Origin of the sequence: Rhodoblastus sp. (genome assembly GCF_052145335.1) — a bacterium.
Taxonomy (GTDB): domain Bacteria; phylum Pseudomonadota; class Alphaproteobacteria; order Rhizobiales; family Beijerinckiaceae; genus Rhodoblastus.
In genome coordinates this window covers 1-23,598 of the sequence record NZ_JBKQOU010000066.1, presented here as the reverse complement: position 1 = coordinate 23,598, position 23,598 = coordinate 1, and the positions used below count along the sequence as shown (strand labels likewise).

The 23,598-nt window shown below is 62.0% G+C and carries 29 protein-coding genes and 1 tRNA gene; 20 read left to right on the top strand and 10 right to left on the bottom strand.

The annotated features are described in order from the left end of the window. Positions 1 to 38: 38 nt before the first annotated feature. The gene (gene queF, locus ACLP2E_RS04760; protein ID WP_442461455.1) at positions 39 to 500 is read right to left on the bottom strand and encodes a preQ(1) synthase; all 462 of its coding nucleotides are present in this window, start codon (positions 498 to 500) and stop codon (positions 39 to 41) included. A 184-nt stretch (positions 501 to 684) separates the two neighbouring features. Here queF and eno point away from each other — a divergent pair, with 184 nt between their 5' ends. The 4 genes from eno (at position 685) to ACLP2E_RS04740 (ending at position 3,474) form a co-directional block, all read left to right on the top strand. Continuing rightward, complete coding sequence (gene eno, locus ACLP2E_RS04755; protein ID WP_442465287.1) at positions 685 to 1,968, top strand: phosphopyruvate hydratase; 1,284 nt, start codon at positions 685 to 687, stop codon at positions 1,966 to 1,968. A gap of 139 nt (positions 1,969 to 2,107) precedes the next feature. After that, entirely contained in the window at positions 2,108 to 2,413 is a 306-nt protein-coding gene (locus ACLP2E_RS04750) for a hypothetical protein (RefSeq protein ID WP_442461457.1), read from the top strand. 105 nt (positions 2,414 to 2,518) lie between these two features. After that, positions 2,519 to 3,163, top strand: coding sequence for a ParA family partition ATPase (gene parA, locus ACLP2E_RS04745; RefSeq protein WP_442461458.1), 645 nt, complete (start codon positions 2,519 to 2,521; stop codon positions 3,161 to 3,163). Further along, positions 3,160 to 3,474: a hypothetical protein gene (locus ACLP2E_RS04740; protein ID WP_442465286.1), complete on the top strand. Its 315-nt coding sequence runs from the start codon at positions 3,160 to 3,162 to the stop codon at positions 3,472 to 3,474. Before parA ends, ACLP2E_RS04740 begins: the two co-directional genes overlap by 4 nt. A 15-nt stretch (positions 3,475 to 3,489) precedes the next feature. Here the strand turns inward: ACLP2E_RS04740 and ACLP2E_RS04735 are convergent, their stop codons facing one another. Beyond that, the gene (locus tag ACLP2E_RS04735; RefSeq protein ID WP_442465285.1) at positions 3,490 to 3,675 is read right to left on the bottom strand and encodes a hypothetical protein; all 186 of its coding nucleotides are present in this window, start codon (positions 3,673 to 3,675) and stop codon (positions 3,490 to 3,492) included. A 163-nt stretch (positions 3,676 to 3,838) separates the two neighbouring features. Between ACLP2E_RS04735 and ACLP2E_RS04730 the strand changes: the two genes are divergently transcribed. The 7 genes from ACLP2E_RS04730 (at position 3,839) to ACLP2E_RS04700 (ending at position 9,813) form a co-directional block, all read left to right on the top strand. Continuing rightward, complete coding sequence (locus ACLP2E_RS04730) at positions 3,839 to 4,189, top strand: septum formation initiator family protein (RefSeq protein WP_442461461.1); 351 nt, start codon at positions 3,839 to 3,841, stop codon at positions 4,187 to 4,189. A 129-nt stretch (positions 4,190 to 4,318) separates the two neighbouring features. Continuing rightward, on the top strand, positions 4,319 to 5,317 hold the full coding sequence (pdhA, locus tag ACLP2E_RS04725) for a pyruvate dehydrogenase (acetyl-transferring) E1 component subunit alpha (RefSeq protein ID WP_442461462.1): 999 nt from the start codon (positions 4,319 to 4,321) through the stop codon (positions 5,315 to 5,317). A gap of 55 nt (positions 5,318 to 5,372) precedes the next feature. Further along, a complete protein-coding gene (locus ACLP2E_RS04720) occupies positions 5,373 to 6,668 on the top strand; it encodes a pyruvate dehydrogenase complex E1 component subunit beta (RefSeq protein WP_442461463.1) in 1,296 nt (431 codons plus the stop codon). 122 nt (positions 6,669 to 6,790) lie between these two features. Then, positions 6,791 to 7,078 (top strand): DUF5076 domain-containing protein, encoded by a 288-nt coding sequence (locus ACLP2E_RS04715; RefSeq protein ID WP_442465284.1) that lies wholly within the window; start codon positions 6,791 to 6,793, stop codon positions 7,076 to 7,078. A gap of 45 nt (positions 7,079 to 7,123) precedes the next feature. Beyond that, positions 7,124 to 8,236, top strand: coding sequence for a 2-oxo acid dehydrogenase subunit E2 (locus ACLP2E_RS04710; protein WP_442465303.1), 1,113 nt, complete (start codon positions 7,124 to 7,126; stop codon positions 8,234 to 8,236). A 64-nt stretch (positions 8,237 to 8,300) separates the two neighbouring features. Then, complete coding sequence (gene lipA, locus ACLP2E_RS04705; protein ID WP_442461481.1) at positions 8,301 to 9,341, top strand: lipoyl synthase; 1,041 nt, start codon at positions 8,301 to 8,303, stop codon at positions 9,339 to 9,341. 7 nt (positions 9,342 to 9,348) lie between these two features. Then, entirely contained in the window at positions 9,349 to 9,813 is a 465-nt protein-coding gene (locus ACLP2E_RS04700) for a type II toxin-antitoxin system RatA family toxin (RefSeq protein ID WP_442461465.1), read from the top strand. Here the strand turns inward: ACLP2E_RS04700 and lipB are convergent. Next, positions 9,810 to 10,538: a lipoyl(octanoyl) transferase LipB gene (gene lipB / locus ACLP2E_RS04695; RefSeq protein ID WP_442465283.1), complete on the bottom strand. Its 729-nt coding sequence runs from the start codon at positions 10,536 to 10,538 to the stop codon at positions 9,810 to 9,812. The two genes, ACLP2E_RS04700 and lipB, sit on opposite strands and share 4 nt — an antisense overlap. Before the next feature lie 119 nt (positions 10,539 to 10,657). Continuing rightward, positions 10,658 to 11,536 (bottom strand): alpha/beta hydrolase, encoded by an 879-nt coding sequence (locus tag ACLP2E_RS04690; protein WP_442461467.1) that lies wholly within the window; start codon positions 11,534 to 11,536, stop codon positions 10,658 to 10,660. A gap of 177 nt (positions 11,537 to 11,713) precedes the next feature. Here ACLP2E_RS04690 and ACLP2E_RS04685 point away from each other — a divergent pair. Beyond that, positions 11,714 to 11,800, top strand: a tRNA-Leu gene (locus ACLP2E_RS04685). A gap of 71 nt (positions 11,801 to 11,871) precedes the next feature. On the opposite strand, the gene ACLP2E_RS04680 is transcribed toward ACLP2E_RS04685, so the two are convergent. Then, positions 11,872 to 12,801: a polysaccharide deacetylase family protein gene (locus tag ACLP2E_RS04680; protein WP_442461482.1), complete on the bottom strand. Its 930-nt coding sequence runs from the start codon at positions 12,799 to 12,801 to the stop codon at positions 11,872 to 11,874. Positions 12,802 to 13,042: 241 nt separating this feature from the next. Here ACLP2E_RS04680 and ACLP2E_RS04675 point away from each other — a divergent pair, with 241 nt between their 5' ends. Continuing rightward, entirely contained in the window at positions 13,043 to 13,852 is an 810-nt protein-coding gene (locus ACLP2E_RS04675) for a glycoside hydrolase family 25 protein (RefSeq protein ID WP_442461468.1), read from the top strand. A gap of 4 nt (positions 13,853 to 13,856) precedes the next feature. On the opposite strand, the gene ACLP2E_RS04670 is transcribed toward ACLP2E_RS04675, so the two are convergent. Continuing rightward, entirely contained in the window at positions 13,857 to 14,645 is a 789-nt protein-coding gene (locus tag ACLP2E_RS04670) for a YdcF family protein (RefSeq protein WP_442465282.1), read from the bottom strand. A gap of 21 nt (positions 14,646 to 14,666) precedes the next feature. Beyond that, on the bottom strand, positions 14,667 to 14,939 hold the full coding sequence (locus ACLP2E_RS04665) for a DUF3253 domain-containing protein (protein ID WP_442465281.1): 273 nt from the start codon (positions 14,937 to 14,939) through the stop codon (positions 14,667 to 14,669). A gap of 96 nt (positions 14,940 to 15,035) precedes the next feature. Here ACLP2E_RS04665 and ACLP2E_RS04660 point away from each other — a divergent pair, with 96 nt between their 5' ends. Beyond that, positions 15,036 to 15,455, top strand: a complete 420-nt coding sequence (locus ACLP2E_RS04660; RefSeq protein WP_442461471.1) for a rhodanese-like domain-containing protein — start codon at positions 15,036 to 15,038, stop codon at positions 15,453 to 15,455. A gap of 5 nt (positions 15,456 to 15,460) precedes the next feature. Further along, complete coding sequence (locus ACLP2E_RS04655; RefSeq protein WP_442465280.1) at positions 15,461 to 16,102, top strand: glutathione S-transferase family protein; 642 nt, start codon at positions 15,461 to 15,463, stop codon at positions 16,100 to 16,102. A 6-nt stretch (positions 16,103 to 16,108) separates the two neighbouring features. Here ACLP2E_RS04655 and ACLP2E_RS04650 read toward each other — a convergent pair whose 3' ends face one another. Beyond that, a complete protein-coding gene (locus tag ACLP2E_RS04650) occupies positions 16,109 to 16,873 on the bottom strand; it encodes a DsbA family protein (protein WP_442461473.1) in 765 nt (254 codons plus the stop codon). 107 nt (positions 16,874 to 16,980) lie between these two features. On the opposite strand from ACLP2E_RS04650, the gene ACLP2E_RS04645 reads away from it, so the two are divergent. After that, positions 16,981 to 18,165: a pyridoxal phosphate-dependent aminotransferase gene (locus tag ACLP2E_RS04645; protein ID WP_442465279.1), complete on the top strand. Its 1,185-nt coding sequence runs from the start codon at positions 16,981 to 16,983 to the stop codon at positions 18,163 to 18,165. Positions 18,166 to 18,266: 101 nt separating this feature from the next. Here ACLP2E_RS04645 and tyrS read toward each other — a convergent pair whose 3' ends face one another. Together tyrS and ACLP2E_RS04635 are read right to left on the bottom strand one after the other, a co-directional pair. Beyond that, complete coding sequence (tyrS, locus tag ACLP2E_RS04640; RefSeq protein WP_442465278.1) at positions 18,267 to 19,520, bottom strand: tyrosine--tRNA ligase; 1,254 nt, start codon at positions 19,518 to 19,520, stop codon at positions 18,267 to 18,269. 70 nt (positions 19,521 to 19,590) lie between these two features. After that, the gene (locus ACLP2E_RS04635; RefSeq protein ID WP_442461476.1) at positions 19,591 to 20,010 is read right to left on the bottom strand and encodes a secondary thiamine-phosphate synthase enzyme YjbQ; all 420 of its coding nucleotides are present in this window, start codon (positions 20,008 to 20,010) and stop codon (positions 19,591 to 19,593) included. A 450-nt stretch (positions 20,011 to 20,460) separates the two neighbouring features. Between ACLP2E_RS04635 and rpsL the strand changes: the two genes are divergently transcribed. The 4 genes from rpsL to ACLP2E_RS04615 all read left to right on the top strand — a co-directional run. Then, positions 20,461 to 20,832 (top strand): 30S ribosomal protein S12, encoded by a 372-nt coding sequence (rpsL, locus tag ACLP2E_RS04630; RefSeq protein ID WP_442461477.1) that lies wholly within the window; start codon positions 20,461 to 20,463, stop codon positions 20,830 to 20,832. 17 nt (positions 20,833 to 20,849) lie between these two features. After that, positions 20,850 to 21,320 carry a 30S ribosomal protein S7 gene (rpsG, locus tag ACLP2E_RS04625; protein ID WP_442461478.1) on the top strand — a complete coding sequence of 157 codons (471 nt, stop codon included), beginning with the start codon at positions 20,850 to 20,852 and terminating at the stop codon, positions 21,318 to 21,320. A 39-nt stretch (positions 21,321 to 21,359) separates the two neighbouring features. Beyond that, on the top strand, positions 21,360 to 23,435 hold the full coding sequence (gene fusA / locus ACLP2E_RS04620; RefSeq protein ID WP_442461479.1) for an elongation factor G: 2,076 nt from the start codon (positions 21,360 to 21,362) through the stop codon (positions 23,433 to 23,435). A 41-nt stretch (positions 23,436 to 23,476) separates the two neighbouring features. Continuing rightward, the coding region (locus ACLP2E_RS04615; protein ID WP_442465302.1) for a GTP-binding protein at positions 23,477 to 23,598 on the top strand (122 nt) is incomplete at its 3' end.

Sequence of the window (23,598 nt, the reverse complement as noted above, 5' to 3'; positions counted from 1 at the left end):
GTCGCCTTCGTCTCGACGCATTGTCGAACGCCTTTAACTCACCCCCGCCCGCGATAAGTCGCCACCCCCTGATCGGGCAGCCACAGGCCCTTGGGCGGTTCGCCGGTCTGGTAAAACACGTCGATCGGCATGCCGCCGCGCGGATACCAATAGCCGCCGATGCGCAGCCAGCGCGGGCTCAGAGCCGCGACCAGATCCTTGGCGATGCGGATGGTGCAGGCCTCGTGAAAGGCGCCGTGGTTACGAAACGAGGTGAGATAAAGCTTTAAAGACTTTGATTCAACTAAATATTTATCCGGCACGTAATCCAGCACCAGATGGGCGAAGTCGGGCTGGCCGGTGACCGGGCACAGCGAGGTGAATTCGGGCTGGGTGAAGCGCGCGAGATAATCCACGTCCGGGTGCGGATTGGGCACCCGGTCGAGCGTCGCTTCATCGGGGCTTTGCGGCGTCTCGGCTTTTCCGCCGAGCATACCCGCGCCATCGTGTGTCCTAACCATTTTAGCATCCTCACCCACCCGGATTTACCCGGCAGTGCCTCGCAGGGCAAGGCGGCCTCGTAGAACGCCGCCATGCGGGAAAAAGCGCGACTGCGGCGGATGGCCATCTTTTTTATTTCATTCATCGGGCGTAGAACGCCGCGTCCGTCGCCGCAAAGGCCACTTTTTTCCTCAGGGGAGCCTCATGACTGAGATTATCGATATTGTCGCCCGTGAAATTCTCGATTCGCGCGGCAATCCCACGGTCGAAGTCGACGTGACGCTGGAAGACGGCTCCTTCGGCCGCGCCGCCGTGCCGTCGGGCGCCTCGACCGGCGCCCGAGAGGCGGTCGAACTGCGCGACGGCGACGCCTCCCGCTTCGGCGGCAAGGGCGTGCTCAAGGCGGTGGAATCGGTCAATGGCGAGATTTTCGACGCCATTTCCGGCTTCGACGCCGAAGACCAGGTCCATATCGACGAGGCGCTGATCGAGCTCGACGGCACGCCTAACAAGGCGCGACTCGGCGCCAACGCCATTCTCGGCGTCTCCATGGCGGTGGCCAAGGCGGCCGCCGACGCTTCCGGCCTGCCGCTCTATCGCTATATCGGCGGCACCCAGGCGCGCGTCTTGCCGACGCCGATGATGAACATCATCAATGGCGGCGCCCATGCCGACAATCCGATCGACTTCCAGGAATTCATGATCATTCCGCTCGGCGCGGATTCGATCGCCGAGGCGGTGCGGTGGGGCGCGGAAGTGTTCCACGGCCTGAAGTCGGCGCTGAAGAAGGCCGGCCAGAACACCAATGTCGGCGACGAGGGCGGCTTCGCCCCCAACCTGCCTTCCGCCGAAGCGGCGCTGGATTTCGTCGTCAAGGCGATCGAAGAAGCCGGTTTCAAGCCGGGCGAGGACATCGCCATCGGCCTCGACGCCGCCGCCAGCGAATTCTTCAAGGACGGCGCTTATCATTATGAAGGCGAAGGCAAAGTTCGTTCGATCCAGCAACAGGCGGAATATCTGGCCAAGCTGGTCGCCGGCTATCCGATCGTCTCCGTCGAGGACGGCAATGCCGAAAACGATTGGGAAGGCTGGAAGATCACCACCGACCTGATCGGCAACAAGGTCCAGATCGTCGGCGACGATATTTTCGTCACCAATGTCGCGATCCTCGGCGAAGGCATCAAGAAGGGCATCGCCAATTCGGTGTTGATCAAGGTCAACCAGATCGGCACCCTGACCGAGACGCTGGCCGCCGTCGACATGGCGCAGCGGGCCGGGTACACGGCGGTGATGTCGCACCGTTCCGGCGAGACCGAGGACGCCACCATCGCCGATCTGGCGGTGGCGACCAATTGCGGTCAGATCAAGACCGGCTCGCTCTGCCGCTCTGACCGGTTGGCCAAATACAACCAGCTGATCCGCATCGAAATGGAGCTGGGCAAGCAGGCGATTTACGCCGGGCGTTCGGCTCTGAAGGCTCTGGCGTAAGCTCTGGCTTCGACGCGCTCCAAGGGATGCGCCGCTGCGCGTCCCTTTTTGTTTTTGTGGAGGCGCTTTCCACGATTTATCGTTTCGGCTTTGCAGGCGCCTGGGCTAGCCTGCAACGTGTCAAGCTGGAGGGGCCAAGATGCGCATGCTCATGAACATCATTTTTCCGTTGGAGCCGTTCAACAGCGCCGTGCGCGACGGGACGGTCGGATCGAAAATGAGCGCCATTCTTGAACATATCAAACCCGAGGCCGTCTATTTCACTGAACAGAACGGTCAACGCGGCGCCGTTCTGGCCGTGGACGTCAAGGACTCGTCGGATATCCCGGCCTTGGCCGAACCCTGGTACCTGACTTTCGAGGCCGATGTCGAATTCCGCGTCGCCATGAATCCGGAGGATCTGGCCCGCGCCAATCTCGATCAGCTCGGGAAGACCTGGGGATAGTCCTGTCCCTTCCATTGCCAACCTGGTTAATTATTGACAACCTTTCGCAGCAGGCGGGAGAGCCGAATCATTTTCGATCCCGGCGCCTGCGAAAAGGCGGCCTCGATGATTGTTGGCGTGCTGAATCAGAAGGGCGGCGTGGGCAAGACGACGATCGCCGTCAATCTGGCGTCCTGTTTTGCTCAGGCTGGCTGTCGCGTCCTGCTGGTCGATGCCGATCCGCAAGCCAGCGCCCTGGCCTGGTCCAGCGCCCGCGAAGCCGAACCGGCTTTTGTCGTGGTCGGCATGGCCAAGCCCACCTTGCACCGTGAAATCCCGGCCCTGGCGAAGAATTACGACGTCGTGGTGATCGACGGCGCGCCCCGTGTAAACGAACTGGCGCGGGCGGCCATTCTCGCCAGCGACATGGTGCTGATTCCGGTCCAGCCCTCGCCTTATGACGTCTGGGCCGCGACCGAGACGGTTCAACTGATCCGCGAGGCGCGCATCTACCGCGAGAATTTGCGCTCAGCCTTCGTTATCAACCGCAAGATCACCAACACCGCCATCGGCCGCGATTTCGCCTCGGCGCTCGACCAGTTCCCCGATACGCCGGCGCTCGACGTTGCGCTGATCCAGCGCGTCATCTATGCGGAAAGCGCCGCGCAGGGCCTGTCGGTCCTTGAATCGGCGCCGCGCAGCGAGGCGGCGAGGGAGATGAAGCGTTTGGCGGAGCTGGTTTTTCCTAGGCACGAGAGGCAAGCCGCATGAGCAAGAAGACCATCGCCATCCAGATCCCGAAAAAATCGGCGGCCGATCCGTCTTCGCGCGAGCTTGCGCCTTTTCCCTCGCAGGCGGCGAGCGAAGCCGAGCAATGGGTGAGCCAGGAGCAGTCCATCGAGCCGGCTCGCGAAAATGCCGCGCCTTTATCCGTGCGGAATGGCGCCACTCTTACTTTTTCCATTTCCGCCGAGCCGGACTGGTTCGAAGCGGTCAAGATCGGCGTCTTCCTGCCCTATGCGGCCTTTTCGCTCTGGGCCTTCACCGCGACGCAAAGAAATCTCCGGCTTTTCCGCCGCTGAACGGGCTGGGCGGCGTCAGAACAGGAACAGCCCCGCCAGCGCGCCAAACAGCGCCGCCGCGAACGCAATGGCGCCGAGCAAAACGGGATTCGAGCTCTCCTCACGATCCGACAAGCTTATGACGGGCGGAAGGCTGCCCGCGCGCCGCGTGGCGTTGCTGGCGGTGAAATTGCGGTCGAGGGAAAATCCCAGATTGGACATGGGTTGGGTCCCGAATTGGTTGCTCTATCGGCCCGTTTGTCTCTGAGCGAGACAAACGCCGGGCCTTGCCCAACAGGCTTCAAAATTCGGGCCGCGCGCTCAAACGGCTGCAACCTTGCCGGATTTTAACCGACGCCTAACCTTATCGCGGCAAAATACTCGCATGGTCGTCCGCACGCGTCTCGCCTCCATCCTGCTGCCGCTTGTCTTCCACGTCTTGTCCGGGGCGGTGGGCGGCTTTTTCGTCTGGCACGCCTTCCACGGCGAGCGCGGCATCAAGGCCGATCTGGAATATCGCCGCCAGATGGCCGATATCGAGACCCAGCTCAAGATAGTGCGGGCGGAAAAGGCCAATTGGCAGAAGCGCATCGACCTGCTGCGCGGGCCGGACATCGACCGTGACCTGCTCGACGAGGAAGCGCGCAACCTTTTGAACCGCGTCAACAAGAACGATCTTTTGGTCTTCCTGCCGGCGCCCAAGCCCGAATCCGCCACACCCCGGCGCATGGACTGAAGCACCGCCACGCCACGTGGATTGACGCGCGCCAGCCATCTCGCTTTTTCTTCGGCTTCGGGCTAGCTTTGGCTCGAAAAACCGTCGCGAATCCCTTGCAAAAAAAGGGCGCGGAAAGCCGGAGGGTAAATGGCCGACGCTTCCTTTTCCTCTCCGGGCGACAATCGGCGCCTGGCGGAATTTCTCGGAGACGGCGACGAGGTTTCGCTCTACCGCGCCATGCTGCTGATTCGCCGTTTCGAGGAAAAGGCCGGTCAATTATTCGGCATGGGCCTGATCGGCGGCTTTTGTCATCTCTATATCGGGCAGGAAGCGGTGGTGGTCGGCATGAGGCTGGCGGCCGGCCCATCGGACCAGTTCATCGCCTCCTACCGGCACCACGGGCATTTGCTCGCCTGCGGCGCCGATCCGAAAGCGGTGATGGCGGAAATGACAGGGCGGCGCGGCGGACTGTCCGGCGGCAAGGGCGGCTCGATGCATATGTTTGCGCCCGAATGCGAATTTTATGGCGGCCATGGCATTGTCGCGGCGCAGGTGTCGATCGGCACGGGCCTGGCCTTCGCCAACGCCTATCGTGGCGACGGCCGGGTCTGCGTCGCTTTTTTCGGCGACGGCGCCGCCGATCAGGGCCAGGTCGCGGAGAGTTTCAACATGGCTTCGCGCTGGCGCCTGCCGATTGTCTATGTGATCGAGAACAACCGCGCGCATCCCGGGAGCGCCGGTTCCGACGCCGCCATTCTTGCCCAGCGCGGCGCCGCTTTCAATATTCCCGGCGAACAGGTGGACGGGATGTGCGTTCAATCGGTGCGCGAGGCGGGCGTGCGCGCCATTTCCCGCGCCAGGGAAGGCGCGGGGCCGATGATTCTGGAAATGGGGACCGAGCGCTATCGCGGCCATTCCATGGCCGATCCGGCCAAATATCGCCGCAAGGACGAGGGCCGGGCCAGCTTGGCGCCGGATCCCCTGGAGAGGTTGCGCGAAAAGATTTTGAGCGCTGGTCTGGCCCAGGAGGCCGATCTCAAGGCGATCGACGCCCGCGTCCGCTCGATCGTCGTGGAAGCAGCGGAATTTGCGGCGAATTGCCCGGAGCCGGACGCGGGCGACCTGGAAACAGACGTGTTGATTTGACGGCGTTGGTCCAGCACGGCGTTCGTGCAATGAGGGAAGTCGATCGGAGATTTTCATGGCGACCCATGTGCTGATGCCGGCGCTTTCGCCCGAAATGAAATTCGGCAAACTTGCCAAGTGGCTGAAGCGGGAGGGCGAGCGCGTCGAGGCGGGCGATATACTCGCCGAAATCGAGACCGACAAGGCGACGATGGAGGTCGAGGCGATCGAATCCGGCGTGCTTGCGCGAATACTTGCGCCCGAGGGAGCGGAAAATGTCGCCGTCGATTCGCCGATCGCGTTGATCGAACCGGCCATTTTTGCGCACGAATTGTGCGAGGGGACCGAAAAAGCCGCTCCCGAAGCGGAAGAACGGCGCTTTGCAGCGCATGACATCACCGTGCGCGAGGCTTTGCGCGAGGCTCTGGCCGAGGAAATGCGCCGCGACCCGGACGTTTTCATTCTCGGCGAGGAGGTTGGCGACTTTCAAGGCGCCTTCAAGATCACGCAGGGCCTGATGCAGGAGTTCGGCGCCCGCCGCGTCGTCGATTCGCCCATCGCCGAACATGGCTTCGCCGGTCTCGGCGTCGGCGCCGCCATGGCCGGGTTGAAACCGGTGATCGAATTCATGAGCTTCAATTTTGCCCTTCAGGCGATGGACCATATCGTCAATTCGGCGGCCAAGACCTTGTACATGTCGGGCGGCGCGCTCAATTGTCCCATCGTCTTTCGCGGTCCCAATGGCGCGCGCTCGCGCGTCGGCGCCCAGCACGCGCAGGATTTTTCCGCCTGGTTCGCCCATATTCCCGGCCTGAAAGTCGTCGCGCCCTATAGCGCCGCCGACGCCAAGGGCCTGCTCAAGGCGGCGATCCGCGACCCCAATCCGGTGATCTTTCTGGAGCACGAACAACTCTACAACCAGAGTTTTCCGGCGCCTCGGGAGAAGGATCATCTGGTCGAGATCGGCTCGGCCAATGTATTTCGCGCGGGCGGCGACGTGACGCTGATCGCTTTTTCCCACGGAGTCGGGCTGGCGCTGAAAGCGGCGGAAATGCTTGGCCTGGAGGGAATCCACGCGGAAGTGATTGATTTGCGGACCCTGCGACCGCTCGACATGCCGACGATTCTCGCCTCGGTGCGCAAGACCGGCCGCTGCGTGATCGTCGAGGAGGGCTGGCCGCAATCGGGAATCGGCGCCGAAATCTGCGCCCGAATCGTCGAACGAGCTTTCGACGATCTCGACGCGCCGGTGCTGCGCGTCAGCGGCAAGGACATTCCCATGCCCTACGCCGCCAATCTGGAAAAACTGGCCTTGCCCAAACCGGCGGATGTCGTCGCGGCGGTCAAGGCGGTGCTCTATCTGAAAGAGTGATGCCGGGTGGAGCAGGCGATCCCTGCTCGATCCGGCCAGGAGCGAACGCGACCGACAGCCCGTCGAAAGACGGGCGTCCTCAAGACGCCCTGTGGAGCTAACCCGAGGGATAAAAAACAAAAATGCCTGAAGAAAGACGAGAGTTGTCCTTGCCGCCCGATGTCGAGGTTAATGGCGGCACGGAAATCCTGCGGCTGTTCGTGACCGACGGAGCCTTGTCTCTGACGATGCAGCGGGCTTTTGCCGCGCCGGAAATGTGGGGGCAGTTGCTGGCCGAACTGGCGCGGCAGGTGGCCGAGGTTTACGGCCGCGAAACGCCGATCGCCGCCGAACAGGCTTTGGCTGAAATCCGGCTGGCGCTGGAAGTGGCCTTCGACCGTCTCGAGACGGATCGCGGCGCCCTGAATTAATTTTTTTGGCGGCCGGGGGCGGGGATCATGGGAAAAGACGTGTTGATGCCTGCCGTCGAACCCTCCATGGGGGCAGGGCGGTTGAAGCGCTGGCTGCGGCGCGAGGGCGATTTCGTCGAGGTGGGCGACCCCATCGCCGAAATCGCCACCGAGAGCGCCACCATGGATGTCGAGGCGCCCCAGTCCGGCGTGCTGGTGCGGCTGCTGGTCGAGGAAGGCTCGGCGCCGATCGCGGTCGATCGTCCCATCGCCTTGATCGATCCGCGCCCTGCGCCCCATCGACACCCGCGAATGGATGACGCGCCAGCGCCTCCGGGGGAGAAGGGCCGGCCGCCCGTCTCGCCGCGCGCCCGGCGGCTGGCGCACGAAGCCGGTTGCGATCTGGCGGCGGTCGCCGGCAGCGGTCCCCATGGCCGGATCGTAGAGCGCGACGTGCGGGCGGCGCTGGCGGAGCGCACGGACGATCACGAGCAGGCGCCCGACCTTGCGCGCAACCTTGCGCCATTCGGCGAGCGCGGCGAGAGCCCGCTTTTACTGCCGGGCGTAAAATGGGAGCCGCAGGCGCATCTCGAAGCCGATTGCAACATCGAAGCGCTGGAAAAACTACGGACCAGGCTCAACGAATCGGCACGACAGGAAATTAGCGCGCCGATCTCGCTTGTCGATTGCGTGGTCAAGGCCCTGGCCCTGGCCCTGCATCGTACGCCGCGCGCCAACATGGCCCGCGGGACCAACGGGTTCGCTCCCGCGCGACAATGCGACATCGCGCTGGGCCTCGCGGTCGAGGGCAGGCTTGCCGCGCCGACGCTGGCTTCGGCCGAAAACCTGACCCTGGCGGAAATCGCCGCTTCGCGCGCGCGGTTCATGGCCGGCCGCTTATTCAGCCCCCCGCATACGGCCGGCTCCAGCCTCGTCCTTGATTTCGGCGATTTCGGCGTCAAGCGCGTCTTTCCCGTGGTCGTCGCGCCATGGACCTTGGTTCTTGCCATCGGCGAGGCGGATAATCGCGTCGTCGTCGAAGATGGCGTTCCCGCGGTCGCTGCAACCTTAAGCGTCACCCTGGCCATCGACCGCCGCGCCATGGACGAAATCGCCGGGGCCATGCTGCTCGACACCTTTCGACAACTGATCGAAAATCCTTATGGGTTGTTATTGTGAGCCGCCATTTGCGGCGCGGCGCGGAAAAGCTTATGTGAACGATCCCACTTTACGGAAAACGACCATGGCCGTGGTGCTCGACCTGCTCAATTCGGACCCCCGCAAGAATTCGGAGGAGGCGCGGCCGCGTCATCCTGAAAAGGCGCATCGGCCAGACCAGCCCGTATTGCGCAAGCCGGAATGGATCCGCGTCAAGGCGCCGGGATCGGCCGGCTGGGCCGAGACCAACGCCATCGTCAAGGCCAACAAATTGGTGACGGTCTGCGAAGAAGCCGGCTGCCCGAACATGGGCGAATGCTGGGAAAAGAAACACGCCACTTTCATGATCATGGGCGACGTCTGCACCCGCGCCTGCGCCTTCTGCAATGTAAAGACCGGCCTGCCCGCTCCCCTCGACGCCAAGGAGCCCGGCCATATCGGCGAGGCGGTGGCGAAACTTGGTTTGACCCACGTGGTCATCACCTCGGTCGACCGCGACGATCTGGATGACGGCGGCGCCGCCCATTTCGCCGCGGTGATCGCGGCGATCCGCGCCGCCAGCCCGGCGACCACGGTGGAAATCCTGACGCCCGATTTCCTGCGCAAGCCCGGCGCGCTGGAGCGCGTGGTCGAAGCCCGGCCGGACGTGTTCAACCACAATCTCGAAACCGTGCCGTCGAAATATCTCAAGGTCCGGCCCGGAGCGCGCTATTTCCACTCGCTTCGCCTGCTGCAGAAGGTCAAGGAGCTGGACGGCGACATTTTCACCAAGTCCGGCATCATGGTCGGGCTGGGCGAAGAGCGCAATGAAGTGCTGCAATTGATGGACGACCTGCGGTCGGCGGAGGTCGATTTCCTCACCATCGGCCAATATCTGCAGCCGACGCGCAAACATCATCCCGTCGAGGCGTTTATTCGACCCGAAGCCTTCAAGGCCTACGAAGCCATCGCCTACGCCAAGGGTTTCGCGCTGGTTGCCGCCACGCCGCTGACGCGATCGTCGCATCATGCCGGCGAGGACTTCGAGCGCCTGCGCGCCAAAAGGCGCGCCGGCATAGCGTTTTCGAGCGAACCGGACACCGGTTCGCGCAAAGAAAACGCGTCAAAACGAGAAACTGGCGTGTGAGTGTGAAATGCCAAGCTTTCGCACCAGCCATGTCGTCAAGCACACGCCGCAGCAGATGTTCGATCTGGTGGCGGATGTGGAATCCTATCCACAATTCGTGCCTTTGTGCCAGTCGCTGCGAGTCCGCCGGCGTTTCGCCGGGCAGGGAGGAAGTGAGACGCTGATCGCCGACATGGAGGTCGGCTACAAGGCGATAAAGGAAAAGTTCGCCAGCCGGGTCGCGCTCGACCGGGACGGGCGGCGCATCGACGTTGAATATGTCGATGGGCCCTTCAGCCATCTGGAGAATAGCTGGCTTTTCGCCGAGGCCGAAGGCGGCCAGTGCCGTGTCGATTTCTTCATCGCCTATGAATTCCGCAGCCGCGCCCTGGCGACGCTGATGGGACACATGTTCGACGCGGCGTTCCGCAAATTCGCCTCTGCTTTCGAGGAGCGCGCCGACCAGGTCTTGCGTACGGCGCCGGGGTCTTAAGGCGGAGACCCGACCGTCGGCCCGAAAATTTCTTCAAAGGCCCGGCGTAGCGCCACATCGACATCGGCCATGGCCACTGGAAGGCCGAGATCGACAAGGCTGGTCACGCCCAGATGGTCGTCCTTGATGCCGCAGGGCACGATGCCGGAAAAATGTGACAGGTCCGGCTCGACATTTATCGCTATGCCGTGAAACGACACCCAGCGCCGCATCCGCACGCCGATGGCGGCGATCTTGTCCTCGGCTGGCTCATTTTTCCTGCCGGGCTTCTTGTCGGGCCGCGCCACCCAGACGCCGACGCGATCCTCCCGGGTCTCGCCGCTGATGTTGAACAGCGCCAGCGTCGCCACGATCCACGCCTCAAGCGCCGCGACAAAGGCGCGCACGTCCTTTTGCCGGCGGCTGAGATCGAGCATGACATAGGCCACGCGCTGGCCGGGGCCGTGATAGGTGAACTGGCCGCCGCGCCCGGTCTCGTGCACCGGAAAGCGCGAATCGATCAGGTCCTGCGGTTTTGCCGAAGTTCCCGCGGTATAGAGCGCGGGATGCTCGACCAGCCAGACCAGTTCGCTGGCTCGCCCCTCGGCGATTTCGGCGACGCGCGCCTCCATGAAGGCCACGGCGTCGTCATAGGCGACCGGATCGTCGGCGATGCGCCATTCCACTGCCGCTGCGCCGGGCAGCGGTTTTAACGAGGTTTGGTTTTGGCCGCGCAGGTTTTGCATATCGCCTTATGGACCCAAAAGCGTTTTCAAGCGAAGTGGATGCCGGTTCGCGTGAAGAAAACGCGTAAAGACAGAAAACTGGAGCCTTTTCCGATCCGATCGAATCGGATCGGAAAAGGCTATGGCGCGCCCAGCGTCGAGGCGAAAAATTTCAGAATTTCTCCGCGATACTGGTCCGATTTGGCTGCCGCCGCCTGGAAATGGTTCAGCCCCCGCAGCAGCAGGAATTCTTTATGTTCTGTCGCCGCCGCGAACATTTCGCGCGATTCCGAAGGGGGCGTAAATGAATCGTTGGCGCCGCCGACGATCAAGACTGGCCCTTTATAGGATTTCAGCGCCTCGACCGGCGTAATCCGGTCCGGCCAGACGCCGAATCGCATCGGCGATTGATAGCTCAGCAGCGGTTCGAGCGCATAGGCAAGGGGCGCTGGCAAATGGGCGGCGATCCGGTTGCGAATCGCCCGCCTGATGTCGGGGAAAACCGCCTGAAGCACGAGCGCGTCCGCGGGAACCGGCCCGTTTTTGCCCAAAAGGGCCGCCGCGCCGCCGAGCGAAATGCCGATCACCCCGACGGGCGCTCCGCGCTGGCTCTTTTTGAGCCAATCGAAAGCCGTTTGCGCATCCATGGATTCTTCCAGGCCGAAGGAATGGGGCGCGTCGCTTGACTGGCCATGGCCGCGAAAGTCGATGGTCAACACCGCATAACCCTGTTTTGCAAGCCAGTCGGCGTTGGCCGCGAAGGCCTGCCGTGATTCGCCGAGGCCGTGCAAAAGCAGCACGCCGGGAGAATTCGGATTTTTGCCTGGCCAATAGGTCGCGCCCAACGTCATTCCGTCCGGCGTGGAAATGGTCAAATCGCTGGCAGGCGCGACGGCGGCGGCGATTGTCGCCTCCTTGCGCCGCCAGATCATTTCGGTTCCGACACGCCAACTGGCGAGGAGCCCGAAGCCGATGCAAAGCGCCAGGATCGAGAGGAATATTCTTGTGGCTCTGGACAAGTCGGAACTCGCGACGACTGAGCGAATGAGGCCATTGAAACTAAGGAAGGCGCGGACGATTGCAACCGGCTTGTCGCGGCGGGGATTAAATGACGCGAACTGCTTGCCACGGTGGAAGCGATTTGTTAGACGACGCGCCTACCGATTGTTCGGCTTCGGCCAAACCAATCTTTTCCTGCGGCCATGGCGGAATTGGTAGACGCGCTAGCTTGAGGTGCTAGTCCTTTAACCGGGGTGGAGGTTCGAGTCCTCTTGGCCGCACCAAATTTATGAATTTGGTCTGATGAACGGCGCCCTTTTTGGGCGCCGTTATCGTTTTTGGCGTCGCCCGAGCATCAGGGTTTTGGCGCAGGCGCCTCCGGCGCCGGGACAGCAGCCGCTGGCGCAACCGGCGCCTTTTTCTGCTCCTGCATCGGCGAAGCCTGTTGCGCCGCCCTGGCCGCTTTCGCCGCGCGTAAATTCCCCCAATGCTCGAAATAGGCTTCCGTCTCGGATTTCCAGCCCGCCGGGGCAGGGCGCATCGGAGCCGGCGAATCGCCGGGAATGAGGTGGACCAGATGAAAATTCTCTTCCCTAAGCCGGGCGAGCAGCATCGGCAGCATGTCCGCAGTCTGTTTGTGGATGTCGTGCAGCAGCAAAATTCCGCCCCCGGCGCGGCGCAGCCGTCCCATCACCAGTTCCAGCTCCGCCTGCGGCGTCATCCTGTTCCAGTCCGAAGCCCAGAGATCGGTCCCGAACACCGGCATGTTCTTAGCCGCCAGAGCCGCCAGCAATTCCGGGGAATCGCCGAAACCGGGAAAGCGGAAGAATTTCGAATCCTTGCCCCCGGCGGCCTTGTCCACCGCCGCCACGCCGCGATCGACGTCGGCGAGCGCCGCCTCCAGCGACAGGCCGGCGAGCGAGCGCGCCGGATGCGAAAAGGAATGATGCCCGACCGTATGGCCCGCCGCGATTTCGCGCCGCACCAGGTCGGGGCGCTCCGCGGCGTTGCGGCCGATCAGGAAGAAGGTCGCCTTGGCGCATTGGGCGTCGAGCGCCGCCAGCACGGCGGGCGTCGTCGGCGCCGGCCCGTCGTCGAAGGTCAGGACCACTTCATGGTCCTTGAGATCGAGGGTTCGCGGGTAGGTTTTCAGCCCGAATTGTGTCGCGCCGCCAACGGCCATCGTGCGCGAAACGCCCAGCGCATTGGGCCCGCAGGTTTGCGCGCGAGCGCCCCCACAAAGGCCGGCGAGCAGCACCGCAGCGATTAATGCTCTGTTTGCCATCAAAGCAAAACTTCCGCCCGAGGGACGCATTCATGCGCCCGTGAAAAAGCTTGGCTGTTTTGGTTGCTGCGACGCAACATTGCAAGAGCCAAGACGCTGGAGCTCGTGAAAATTAAGGTTTTTGCGCAAAGCGCGCCAGGGCGAAAAACAACCTGAGTCTTGCCAAACGGCAAAAATTCGGCTCAAGTCCAAGTTGACGCATATTAAGGACTTCTTACCGCCTAAGGGGTAACTTGCCCGCATGTGTGAAGTTCCGCTCAAGTCCCTTTCGAAATTGGCGCCCCTTTTCGCGCTGCTTTCGCTCGCCGCCTGCGGTCCCGGCCCCACGGCCTTGCCCGACAGGCCGATGCTGACCGGCGCGCGTCCCGGCAATTACAAGGAAACGGAAGCGACGGAGCTTGCGCGCAATTTTGCCATCCACGGCGTCGATGTCTCCAAATATCAAGGCAACGTCGATTGGATGGCCGTCCATGAGGGCGGCGTGCAATTCGCCTATATCAAGGCGACCGAGGGCGGCGACCGCATCGATCCGAAATTCCTGCAGAACTGGAACGGCGCCAAGGCTGCCGGCCTGCCGCATGGCGGCTATCATTTCGTCTATTGGTGCCGCCCCTGGCAGGAGCAAATGGCGCTGTTCGAAAAGACGGTGCCGAGCGATCCCGGCGCTTTGCCGCCCGTGCTCGATGTCGAGGCGACGCCGACTTCGCCGACCTGTCCGCGCCATCTGGAACGCGAGCAGACCCTGCGCGACATCAAGGCCATGCTGGTCGAAATGGAGCGTTACTACGGCAAGCGCCCGATCATTTACACGACGGTCGATTTTCATGAGGCGATTTTCTATGGCAACGCCCTGGGCGAATACCCGATGTGGATTCGCTCGACCAAGCACCGCCCCTCGGTGAAATATGGCGATCGCGCCTGGCATTTCTGGCAGTACCAGTCCGATGGCTGGGTGCGCGGCATTCCGACCCGCGTCGACCGCAACGCTTTCTACGGCGACACCAAGGATTGGCAAGTCTGGTTGAAAACCAACGGGTTTGCGTCAAACTGAGGGATTACGGCGCTGGAAAGAGCGCGTCGGTCTTGCCGGTAAGCCGATAGGCGACCAATCCAACCCATTCCCGCAGCGCGGTCTCGACATTGCGCATCGCCAGCGTGCCGTCGACCGGCGGCCGATAATCTGCGTCATTGCCATCGGTGCGATAATCGACCGGGAAGGCTAGGGGATTCATCCCCAAAGCGCGAAAAATGCCGATCGAGCGCGGCATGTGATAGGCCGAAGTCACCAACAGCCATTTGTCGTCCTTCCGAGGATGAACGAGTTTTTGGGTGAAGACGGCGTTTTCATAGGTATTGCGCGACTGGTCCTCGAACATCATCTGGCTTTCCGGCACGCCGAGTTCGCTCCAGACTCTATGGGCGGTTTGCGCTTCCTTGACGCTGCCGTCGATCAGCGAGCCGGAGCCGCCGGAAAAAACCAGCAGCGCTTGCGGATAACGTCGCGCCAGGGCCGCCGCCGCGGTCATTCTTTCCGCCGCCTCGTTGAGGCTGGTCTGGCCGCGGGCCGCGGTCGTGCGCTCGTCCAGCGCGCCGCCGAGCACGATGATGCCCTTGGGCGGCGCCATGATCGGCGACTGCATGGGAAAACGGTCCTCCAGCGGCCGCAGCAACAGGGCGCCGAGAGGAGAAAAGGCCATCAGCACCAGCCCGGTCGCGGCGGCGATAGCCAAAGGGCGGCCGTACCAACGCCGCGAGGCGAAAAACAATCCGGCCCCGAGGGCGATCAGCAGCAAATGCAGCGGCGAGGCGATAAACCAGACGAGTTTGGAAACAACGAAGAACATCGTGGCGCCCTCTTGCCCGGATCAATCGCCGCTGGGCAGGCCGAGGCGATAGACGCCGCGAAAATCGTCGGGATCGACCGGCTTGCCCTTGCGATAAATCACCAGGCGGCCCTGCCGCGCCAAGGCGACGGCGCGGGCGCGAACCTGGGTCAGGTGGGAGCGCCAGGCAAGCTCGTCCTCCTCGCGCTGGCGGGCGTAGAATTTCGCGGCTTCGGTCGGGTCGATGGTCTTGCCGGGGCTGGCGGCGGCGCAAAGCGCGAGAATCGCCTGGGCTAGGGGGTCATTTTCAATCATGCCGCCTTTTCGGCAAATCCCCTTCCGCGGTCAAGGAGGGTAAGTTGACGCGCGATATTGCTTGCGGTCCTATCGTCCAAAGCCAGGAGCAATGCCATGCCCTCTCGAATCACTTACAGCGTCCAGCAGATGCTGGCCGAAGCCAACGCCTCGATCAAAACGCTTAATCTGGACGAAGCGCAGGCCATGCTCGGCCGTGGCGACGTATTGTTCGTCGATCTGCGCGACCCGCGCGAACTGGCGCGCGAGGGGCGCATTCCCGGCGCCTTCCATTGTCCGCGCGGCATGCTGGAATTCTGGATCGATCCGGCCAGCCCCTATGCCAAGCCGCAGTTCCAGGAGGACAAGACTTTCGTGTTCTTCTGCGCCGGCGGCTTGCGCTCGGCGCTTTCGGCCCATCTCGCCCAGCGCATGGGGCTGGCGCCGGTGGCCCATATCGAGGGCGGTTTTTCCGCCTGGAAGAAATCCGGCGCGCCGTTCGAGCCGCCAGAAGATCCCGCGGCGAAAAGGTTCTGACCGCCATGTCCATGACCCTGTTCATCGGCAACAAGGCCTATTCGTCGTGGTCGCTGCGGCCCTGGCTGGCGATGCGGGCGCTGGAGATTGCCTTCGTCGAAGTGGTGACGCCGCTCTTTGTCGAAGGCTCGCGCGAAAAAATGCTGGCTGTGGCGCCGACGGGAAAAGTTCCGGTGCTCCTCGACGGCGATCTGGCGATCTGGGATTCGCTCGCCATTGTCGAATATCTGGCCGAAAAATTTCCGCAAAAAAACATCTGGCCCAAGGACGCGCGCGACCGCGCCCATGCGCGGGCGCTCTGCTGCGAAATGCACTCCGGCTTTCAGGCCTTTCGCCAGAACTGCCCGACAAATTTCCGCCGCGACAAACGCGCCGGGCCGCGCGAGATCGACGAGGCGGCGCAGGCTGACCTCGCCCGCATCGAAGCGATTTTCTCAGCCGCCAGGGGACCGTTCCTGTTTGGCGATTTCAGCGCCGCCGACGCTTTTTTCGCGCCACTGGTCAGCCGGATCGACACATACTCGCTGCCGGTCGCAGCGCGCACGGAAAAATATTGCGACGCGATTTTGGGCCTGCCGGCCTTTTCCGCCTGGCGCGAAGGCGCCAAGGCGGAGGATTGGGTCATCGAGAAGTGGGAGGGGCTTTAAGAGCCATCAGCACACGGTCTTGCCGCACTTGCCGACGGCGTCGACCTTGGTCTTCAACTCCGCCATGCCGACCGCGCCGACCACCGCTTCGTCCCCGACGACATAGGACGGGGTGCCGGTCAGGGCGAGCGAATCGGCCATTTTCATCACTTCCTCGATGCCCGCGTGAATCGAGGGGTCTTTCGAGTCCTTCTGCAGCTTGTCCATGTCGAGGCCGAGATCCTTGGCGACGGCCAGCGCCTGTTCGCGGCCGACCGGGCCATGGGTCATCAGCAGTTTTTGATGGAATTCGAAGAATTTATCGCCGGTAATCTGTTTGCGCGCGGCTGAGGCGACTTGGGCGGCCTCGATCGAGTTGGGGCCTAACACAGGGAAATCCTTGAGCACGACACGCAGTTCCGGCTCGGCCTTCATCAGGTTGACCAGATCGGAAAGGGCGCGCTTGCAATAGCCGCAATTGTAATCGAAGAACTCCACCAGGGTGATCTTGCCCTTGGGATTTCCAACCACCGCCTGGAAGGGCGAATTGAACAGAGCCTGCTTGTTATCCGCGATGGCGTGGCCGCGCAGATCGGCTTCTTCGACTTTCTGGCGCTTTTCCAGCTCGACCGAAACCTCGCGCAGCACTTCCGGATGTTCGACGAGATAGGAATGGACGATGGCCTCGATCTCGGCTTTCTGGGCGGCGTTGAACTCCGCCGAATGGGCGGGGAAAGCGAAAGCCGCGAGGCTCAGGGCGGCGAAGATCGCCTTGCGGCGCAGGTCGAACATGGACAACTCCCGAAGAAAAATCTAACGCTGCTTATGCACCAGATCGTGCACGGGGTCGAATTGCGGCGTCATTTTCCCACCCGCTAAATTGTTTCAGTGGCGAAACCATGTCCTTGAATATCGAGACGATCAAAAATCTGGCGCCGGCCCGCCGCGCATCCATCGCGCCTTTCATCGCCATGGATGTCAAGCGCGAGGCCACGCTCAAGGAACAGGCGGGCGAGCGGATCGTCCATATGGAAGTGGGCGAGCCTTGCGCGCCGCCGCCGCGCCTGGTGCGAGAGGCCGCCATGGCGGCGCTGGCGGGAGGGCCCATAGGCTACACCGACGCGCTCGGCCTGTTGTCGTTGCGCCAGCGCATCGCCCGCCATTACGCTGAAAACTTTGGAATAGACGTCGATCCGCAGCGCGTGGCGATCACCACCGGCTCTTCCGGCGCTTTCATCATGGCTTTTCTGACGCTGTTCGACGCCGGCGCGAGGGTGGCGATCCCCAATCCCGGCTATCCGGCCTATCGCAATATTTTCGCCGCCCTTGGCGTCGAGACCGTCGATGTGCCGGTCAATTCCGAAAACGGCTTCGCGATGACGGCGGCGGCGCTGGCAAAGGCCCATGCGGCGCAAAGGCTCGACGGCGTTCTGGCGATGAGCCCGGCCAATCCGACCGGCGCCATGCTGAGCGTCCAGCAACTGCGCGACATCGCGGTTTTTTGCGAGACCGAGGGCGTCAAGTTCATTTCCGACGAAATCTATCATGGCCTGACCTTTTCCCGCCCGGCGCAGACGGCGCTGGCTTTTTCCGATCAGGCGATCGTCGTCAATTCCTTCTCCAAATATTATTGCATGACCGGCTGGCGAATCGGCTGGCTGGTCGCGCCGCCCGAATTGATTCGACCGATCGAGCGGCTGCAGCAATCGCTCGCCATATCGGCGCCGACCCTGTCCCAGATCGCGGCCGAGGCGGCGTTCGAGGCAAAAGAAGAACTCGAGGCGGTGAAGGAGGGCTACCGGCGCAACCGCGATATCTTGCTGAACGGGCTGCCGGAACTGGGGCTCGGCGATCTCGCGCCCGCCGACGGCGCCTTTTATCTCTATGCCGACATCAGCCGTTTCACCGGCGATTCGACCCAGTTTTGCCATGACCTGCTGCATCGCGCCGGCGTCGCGGCGACGCCCGGAGTCGATTTCGACCCCAAGCTCGGCCATTTGTCGCTGCGCCTGTCTTATGCCGGCGCTGAGGCCGACATGATCGAGGCTTTGAAAAGGCTCAAGGGGTTTTTGGCGGCGCGGTAACATACCAACGCCGTCATTGCGAGGAGCGTAAGCGACGCGGCAATCCAGAGGCCGTAAGCTGGCTCTGGATTGCTTCGCTGCGCTCGCAATGACAGCTGCTTTTACTCCGGCTTTAGCAACACAATCTTTTTCTTGCCGACTGACAGTTTGGTAACGCCGTCGATCAGATCGAACGACGACAAAACGTCTCGTTCGTTGGTCACCACAACATTATTGGCCTGTAAGCCACGGCTCTTGATGAGTCGGCGAGCCTCTCCGGTAGAGCTAACAAGGCCGGCTAGGACTGCGGCAGTGAGTACGCCCATTGTTTCGCGCTCGCTCCGAGGATAGGTAACCGTCGGCAGGCTCTGCGCCAACACGCCTTCCTCAAAGGTTTTCCGCGCGGTATCGGCGGCCTGTTCCGCAGCCTCGCGGCCGTGCAGCAGCGCCGTCGCCTCATTGGCCAGCAGCTTCTTCGCCTCGTTGATTTCCGCGCCCTCGAGGCTTGCGAGTTTTGAAATCTCGTCCAGCGGTAAGGTGGTGAACAGTTTTAGAAACCGCGCGACGTCGGCGTCCTCGGCGTTGCGCCAATATTGCCAGTAATCATAGACCGGCAGCATGTCGGCGTTGAGCCAGACCGCCCCGGCGGCGGTCTTGCCCATTTTGGCGCCGGAAGCGGTGGTCAGCAGCGGCGAAGTCAGGGCGTAGAGCTGCGGCGTCCCCATCCGGCGGCCAAGGTCGAGGCCGGTGACGATATTGCCCCATTGATCCGAGCCGCCCATCTGCAGCAGGCAGTTGTGGCGTCGGTTCAATTCCACGAAATCATAGGCTTGCAGGCACATATAATTGAATTCGATGAACGAAAGCTCGTGCTCGCGCTCCAGCCGCAGCTTGACCGAATCCATCGCCATCATGCGGTTGACCGAAAAATGCCGGCCCACATCGCGCAAAAAGTCGATGTAATTGAGTTTGCACAGCCATTCCTCGTTGTCGCTCAACAGCGCGTCGGTTTTTCCCGCGCCGAAGGTGAGGAATTTTTCGAAGATCTTCTGGATCGAAAGCTTGTTCGATTCGATCTGCTCGACGGTCAGGATCTTGCGGCTTTCGTCCTTGCCGGACGGGTCGCCCACGCGGGTGGTGCCGCCGCCCATGAGCGCGATCGGCTTGCCGCCGGTTTGTTGCAGCCAGTGCAGCATCATGATTGGCAGCAGCGAGCCGACATGCAGCGAGGGCGCAGTGCAGTCGAAGCCGATATAGGCGACGAGGTCGCTGGAAAGAGCCTTCCGGTCCAGCCCTTCCAGGTCGGAACACTGATGGATGAAGCCCCGCGCGGAAAGGGTGCGCAGAAAATCGGATTTCGGTTGGAATTCGGTCATAATTTCCTCGGCTTTCCGCGAGGTTTAGATTTTTGGGGGGCAGGGCGCAAGGCGGCGGCGAAAATCGATCCTACTCGCCGATTATTTTTACCAGCACGCGCTTGCGGCGGCCGCCGTCGAATTCGCCGTAAAAGATCTGCTCCCAGGGGCCGAAATCGAGCTTGCCGCCGGTGATCGCCACCACGACTTCGCGGCCCATGACCTGACGTTTCATATGGGCGTCGGCATTATCCTCGCCGGTCCGGTTGTGCCAATAGCCCGAAACCGGCTCGTGCGGCGCCAGCTTTTCCAGCCAGATTTCATAGTCATGGTGAAGCCCGCTCTCGTCGTCGTTGATGAACACGGAGGCCGTGATGTGCATGGCGTTGACCAGCAAAAGACCTTCGCGGACGCCGCTCTCGCGCAGGGCGCCTTCGACCTGCGGCGTGATATTGAGGAAGGCGCGTCGTCCCGGCGTTTCGAACCATAATTCCTTGCGGTAGGATTTCATCGGGTTGCTCCAATCTGGCAGGCTATCCGTGCTGGGTAGTCACGCAAAGGAATAGCGCGCGTGGATTCCGACGCAGAAGCGCATTTTTACGAACAAGCCATGACGAAAATGGTTGACTGCAAAGAATCTCGCTTCTATGTTCCGCCCACTCGAGACAGGCCGTAGACGGGCATGTTTTCCAGCGCCTCGCCGGAAACCCAAGCAGTCTAAACGCTGTCGACCATCATTACGACTTAACAAGTCAATCCGATTCCCTCGGGAATCGTTCATCGACACGATCGGCGACTCAAACGTTGGTCCTCTGTCTTTCAGCGCCGGAAGCCCTTGGGCTGAAGGCGCTCGTTCGTTTCGCCATAGGGCTTTGAAGCTCTTTGTCGAGATGGCCGGACCGGCGGGAAATCGTCGCGTTCGGGGAAAATCGTTAAACTACTCGCTTCGGAAGGGCGATGGATGCCGACAATCAGCCAGTTGATCCGCAAGCCGCGGCAACCGAAAATTTATCGCGAGAAATCTCGCCATCTGCAGGCCAGCCCGCAGAAGCGCGGCGTGTGCACTCGCGTCTATACGACCACCCCGAAGAAGCCGAACTCGGCTCTGCGCAAGGTCGCGAAGGTTCGTCTCACCAACGGTTTTGAGGTCATCGGCTACATTCCGGGCGAAGGCCACAACCTGCAGGAACATTCCGTGGTGATGATCCGCGGCGGCCGCGTCAAGGATTTGCCCGGCGTGCGCTACCATATCCTGCGCGGCGTGCTCGACACCCAAGGCGTCAAGGACCGCAAGCAGCGCCGTTCGAAATACGGCGCCAAGCGTCCGAAGTAAGAAATTTAGGAGCGAACATGTCGCGTCGTCACAGCGCCGAAAAGCGCGAAGTCATCCCGGACGCCAAATATGGCGATACCGTCCTTGCCAAGTTCATGAACTCGATCATGTACGACGGCAAGAAGTCGGCCGCCGAACAGATCGTTTATGGCGCCTTCGATATCGTCCAGGCCAAGGCCAAGGTCGATCCGCTCGGTGTTTTCAAGCAGGCGCTTGAAAACGTCGCTCCGGCGATCGAAGTCCGCTCGCGCCGCGTCGGCGGCGCCACCTATCAGGTGCCGGTCGAAGTGCGCACCGAGCGTCGCCAGGCCCTGGCGATCCGCTGGATCATTTCGGCCGCCCGAGACCGCAACGACAAGACCATGGTCGACCGCCTGTCGGCGGAACTGCTCGACGCTTCCAACAACCGTGGCAACGCGGTCAAGAAGCGTGAAGACACCCACCGCATGGCTGAAGCCAATCGCGCCTTCTCGCACTATCGCTGGTAAAACCCAACTCTAGTAGGGCGTCAGCCAAGGAACTTGACCATGCCGCGCAGTCATCCGATCGAAGACTACCGTAACTTCGGCATCATGGCCCACATCGATGCGGGCAAGACGACGACGACCGAACGCATTCTCTACTATTCCGGCAAGTCCCACAAAATCGGCGAAGTGCATGAAGGCGCCGCGACGATGGACTGGATGGAGCAGGAGCAGGAGCGCGGCATCACCATCACGTCCGCCGCGACGACCACGTTCTGGAACGGCAAGCGTCTGAATATCATCGATACCCCCGGCCACGTCGACTTCACCATCGAAGTGGAGCGTTCGCTGCGCGTGCTCGACGGCGCGGTATGCGTGCTCGATGGCAACCAGGGCGTGGAGCCGCAGACGGAGACCGTCTGGCGCCAGGCCGACAAATATGCCGTTCCGCGCATCTGCTTCGTCAACAAGATGGACAAGATCGGCGCCGACTTCTTCAAATGCGTGTCGGACATCACGACCCGCGTTGGCGGCCGTCCGGTCTGCATCCAGTTGCCGATCGGCTCGGAAAACAATTTCAAGGGCATCATCGACCTCATCCGCATGAAGGCGGTGGTGTGGGACGACGAGGGTCTTGGCGCGAAATATCACGACGAGGAAATTCCGGCCGAATTGCTTGAGCAGGCCAAGGAATATCGCGAGAAGATGATCGAGGCCGCCGTCGAAATGGACGACGAGGTGATGTCTGCCTATCTGGACGGCGTCGAGCCGGACGAGGCGACCATCAAGCGCATGATCCGCGCCGCCGTGCGGAAAATCGCCTTCCATCCGGTGTTCTGCGGCTCGGCTTTCAAGAACAAGGGCGTACAGCCCCTGCTCGACGCTGTCGTCGACTTCCTGCCGTGCCCGATCGATCGCGAAGCGATCCAGGGCGTCGACATGGACACGGGCGAAGTGATGACCCGCGAGCCGGTCGACACCGATCCCTTCTCCATGCTCGCCTTCAAGATCATGGACGACCCCTTCGTCGGCACCATCACTTTCTGCCGCGTCTATTCCGGCAAGGTGGAATCGGGCACGACCGTGCTCAACTCTACCAAGGACAAGAAAGAGCGTGTCGGCCGCATGTTGCTCATGCACGCCAACAACCGCGAAGACATCAAGGAGGCCTATGCCGGCGACATCGTCGCGCTGGCCGGCCTCAAGGAAACCCGTACCGGCGACACGCTTTGCGACCTGCACAAGCCCGTCATCCTGGAGCGCATGGAATTCCCCGATCCGGTCATCGAGATCGCCATCGAGCCGAAGACCAAGGCCGACCAGGAAAAGCTGGGCATTGCGCTCGCCAAGCTGGCCGCCGAGGATCCGTCCTTCCGCGTGTCGACCGATCAGGAATCCGGCCAGACCATTCTGAAGGGCATGGGCGAACTGCATCTCGACATCAAGGTCGACATTCTGCGGCGCACCTACAAGGTCGACGCCAACATCGGCGCTCCGCAGGTCGCGTATCGCGAAAAGCTGACCAAGAAGGTCGACATCGATTACACGCACAAGAAGCAGACCGGCGGCACAGGCCAGTTCGCTCGCGTGAAAATCATCTTCGAGCCGAATGAAATCGGCGCGGGCAATGTGTTCGAGTCGAAGATCATCGGCGGCGCGGTTCCCAAGGAATTCGTCCCCGGCGTCGACAAGGGCATCCAGAGCGTGATGGGCGCGGGCATTCTTGCCGGCTTCCCGGTCGTCGACATGAAGGCGACCCTGTATGACGGCGGTTTCCACGACGTTGACTCCTCGGTCCTCGCCTTCGAAATCGCCTCGCGCGCCGCTACTCGCGAAGCCCTCCAGAAGGGCGGTTCGGTTCTTCTCGAGCCGATCATGAAGGTCGAAGTGGTGACCCCGGAAGAATATACCGGTTCGGTCATCGGCGATCTGAACTCGCGTCGCGGCCAGATCCAGGGCCAGGACATGCGCGGCAATGCGGTCGTCGTCAATGCGATGGTGCCGCTGGCCAACATGTTCGGCTACGTCAACCAGTTGCGCTCCTTCTCGCAGGGCCGCGCCAACTTCACCATGCAGTTCGATCACTACGAACAGGTGCCGGCCGCCGAGGCCGCCAAGGTTCAGGCGAAATACGCCTGAGGCATCTGATCACTTTGAAAATTCGCTAAGGAGTCCGGGCCATGGCCAAGGAAAAGTTTTCACGCACGAAGCCGCACTGCAACATCGGCACGATCGGTCACGTTGACCATGGCAAGACGTCGCTGACGGCGGCGATCACCAAGATTCTGGCCGAGACGGGCGG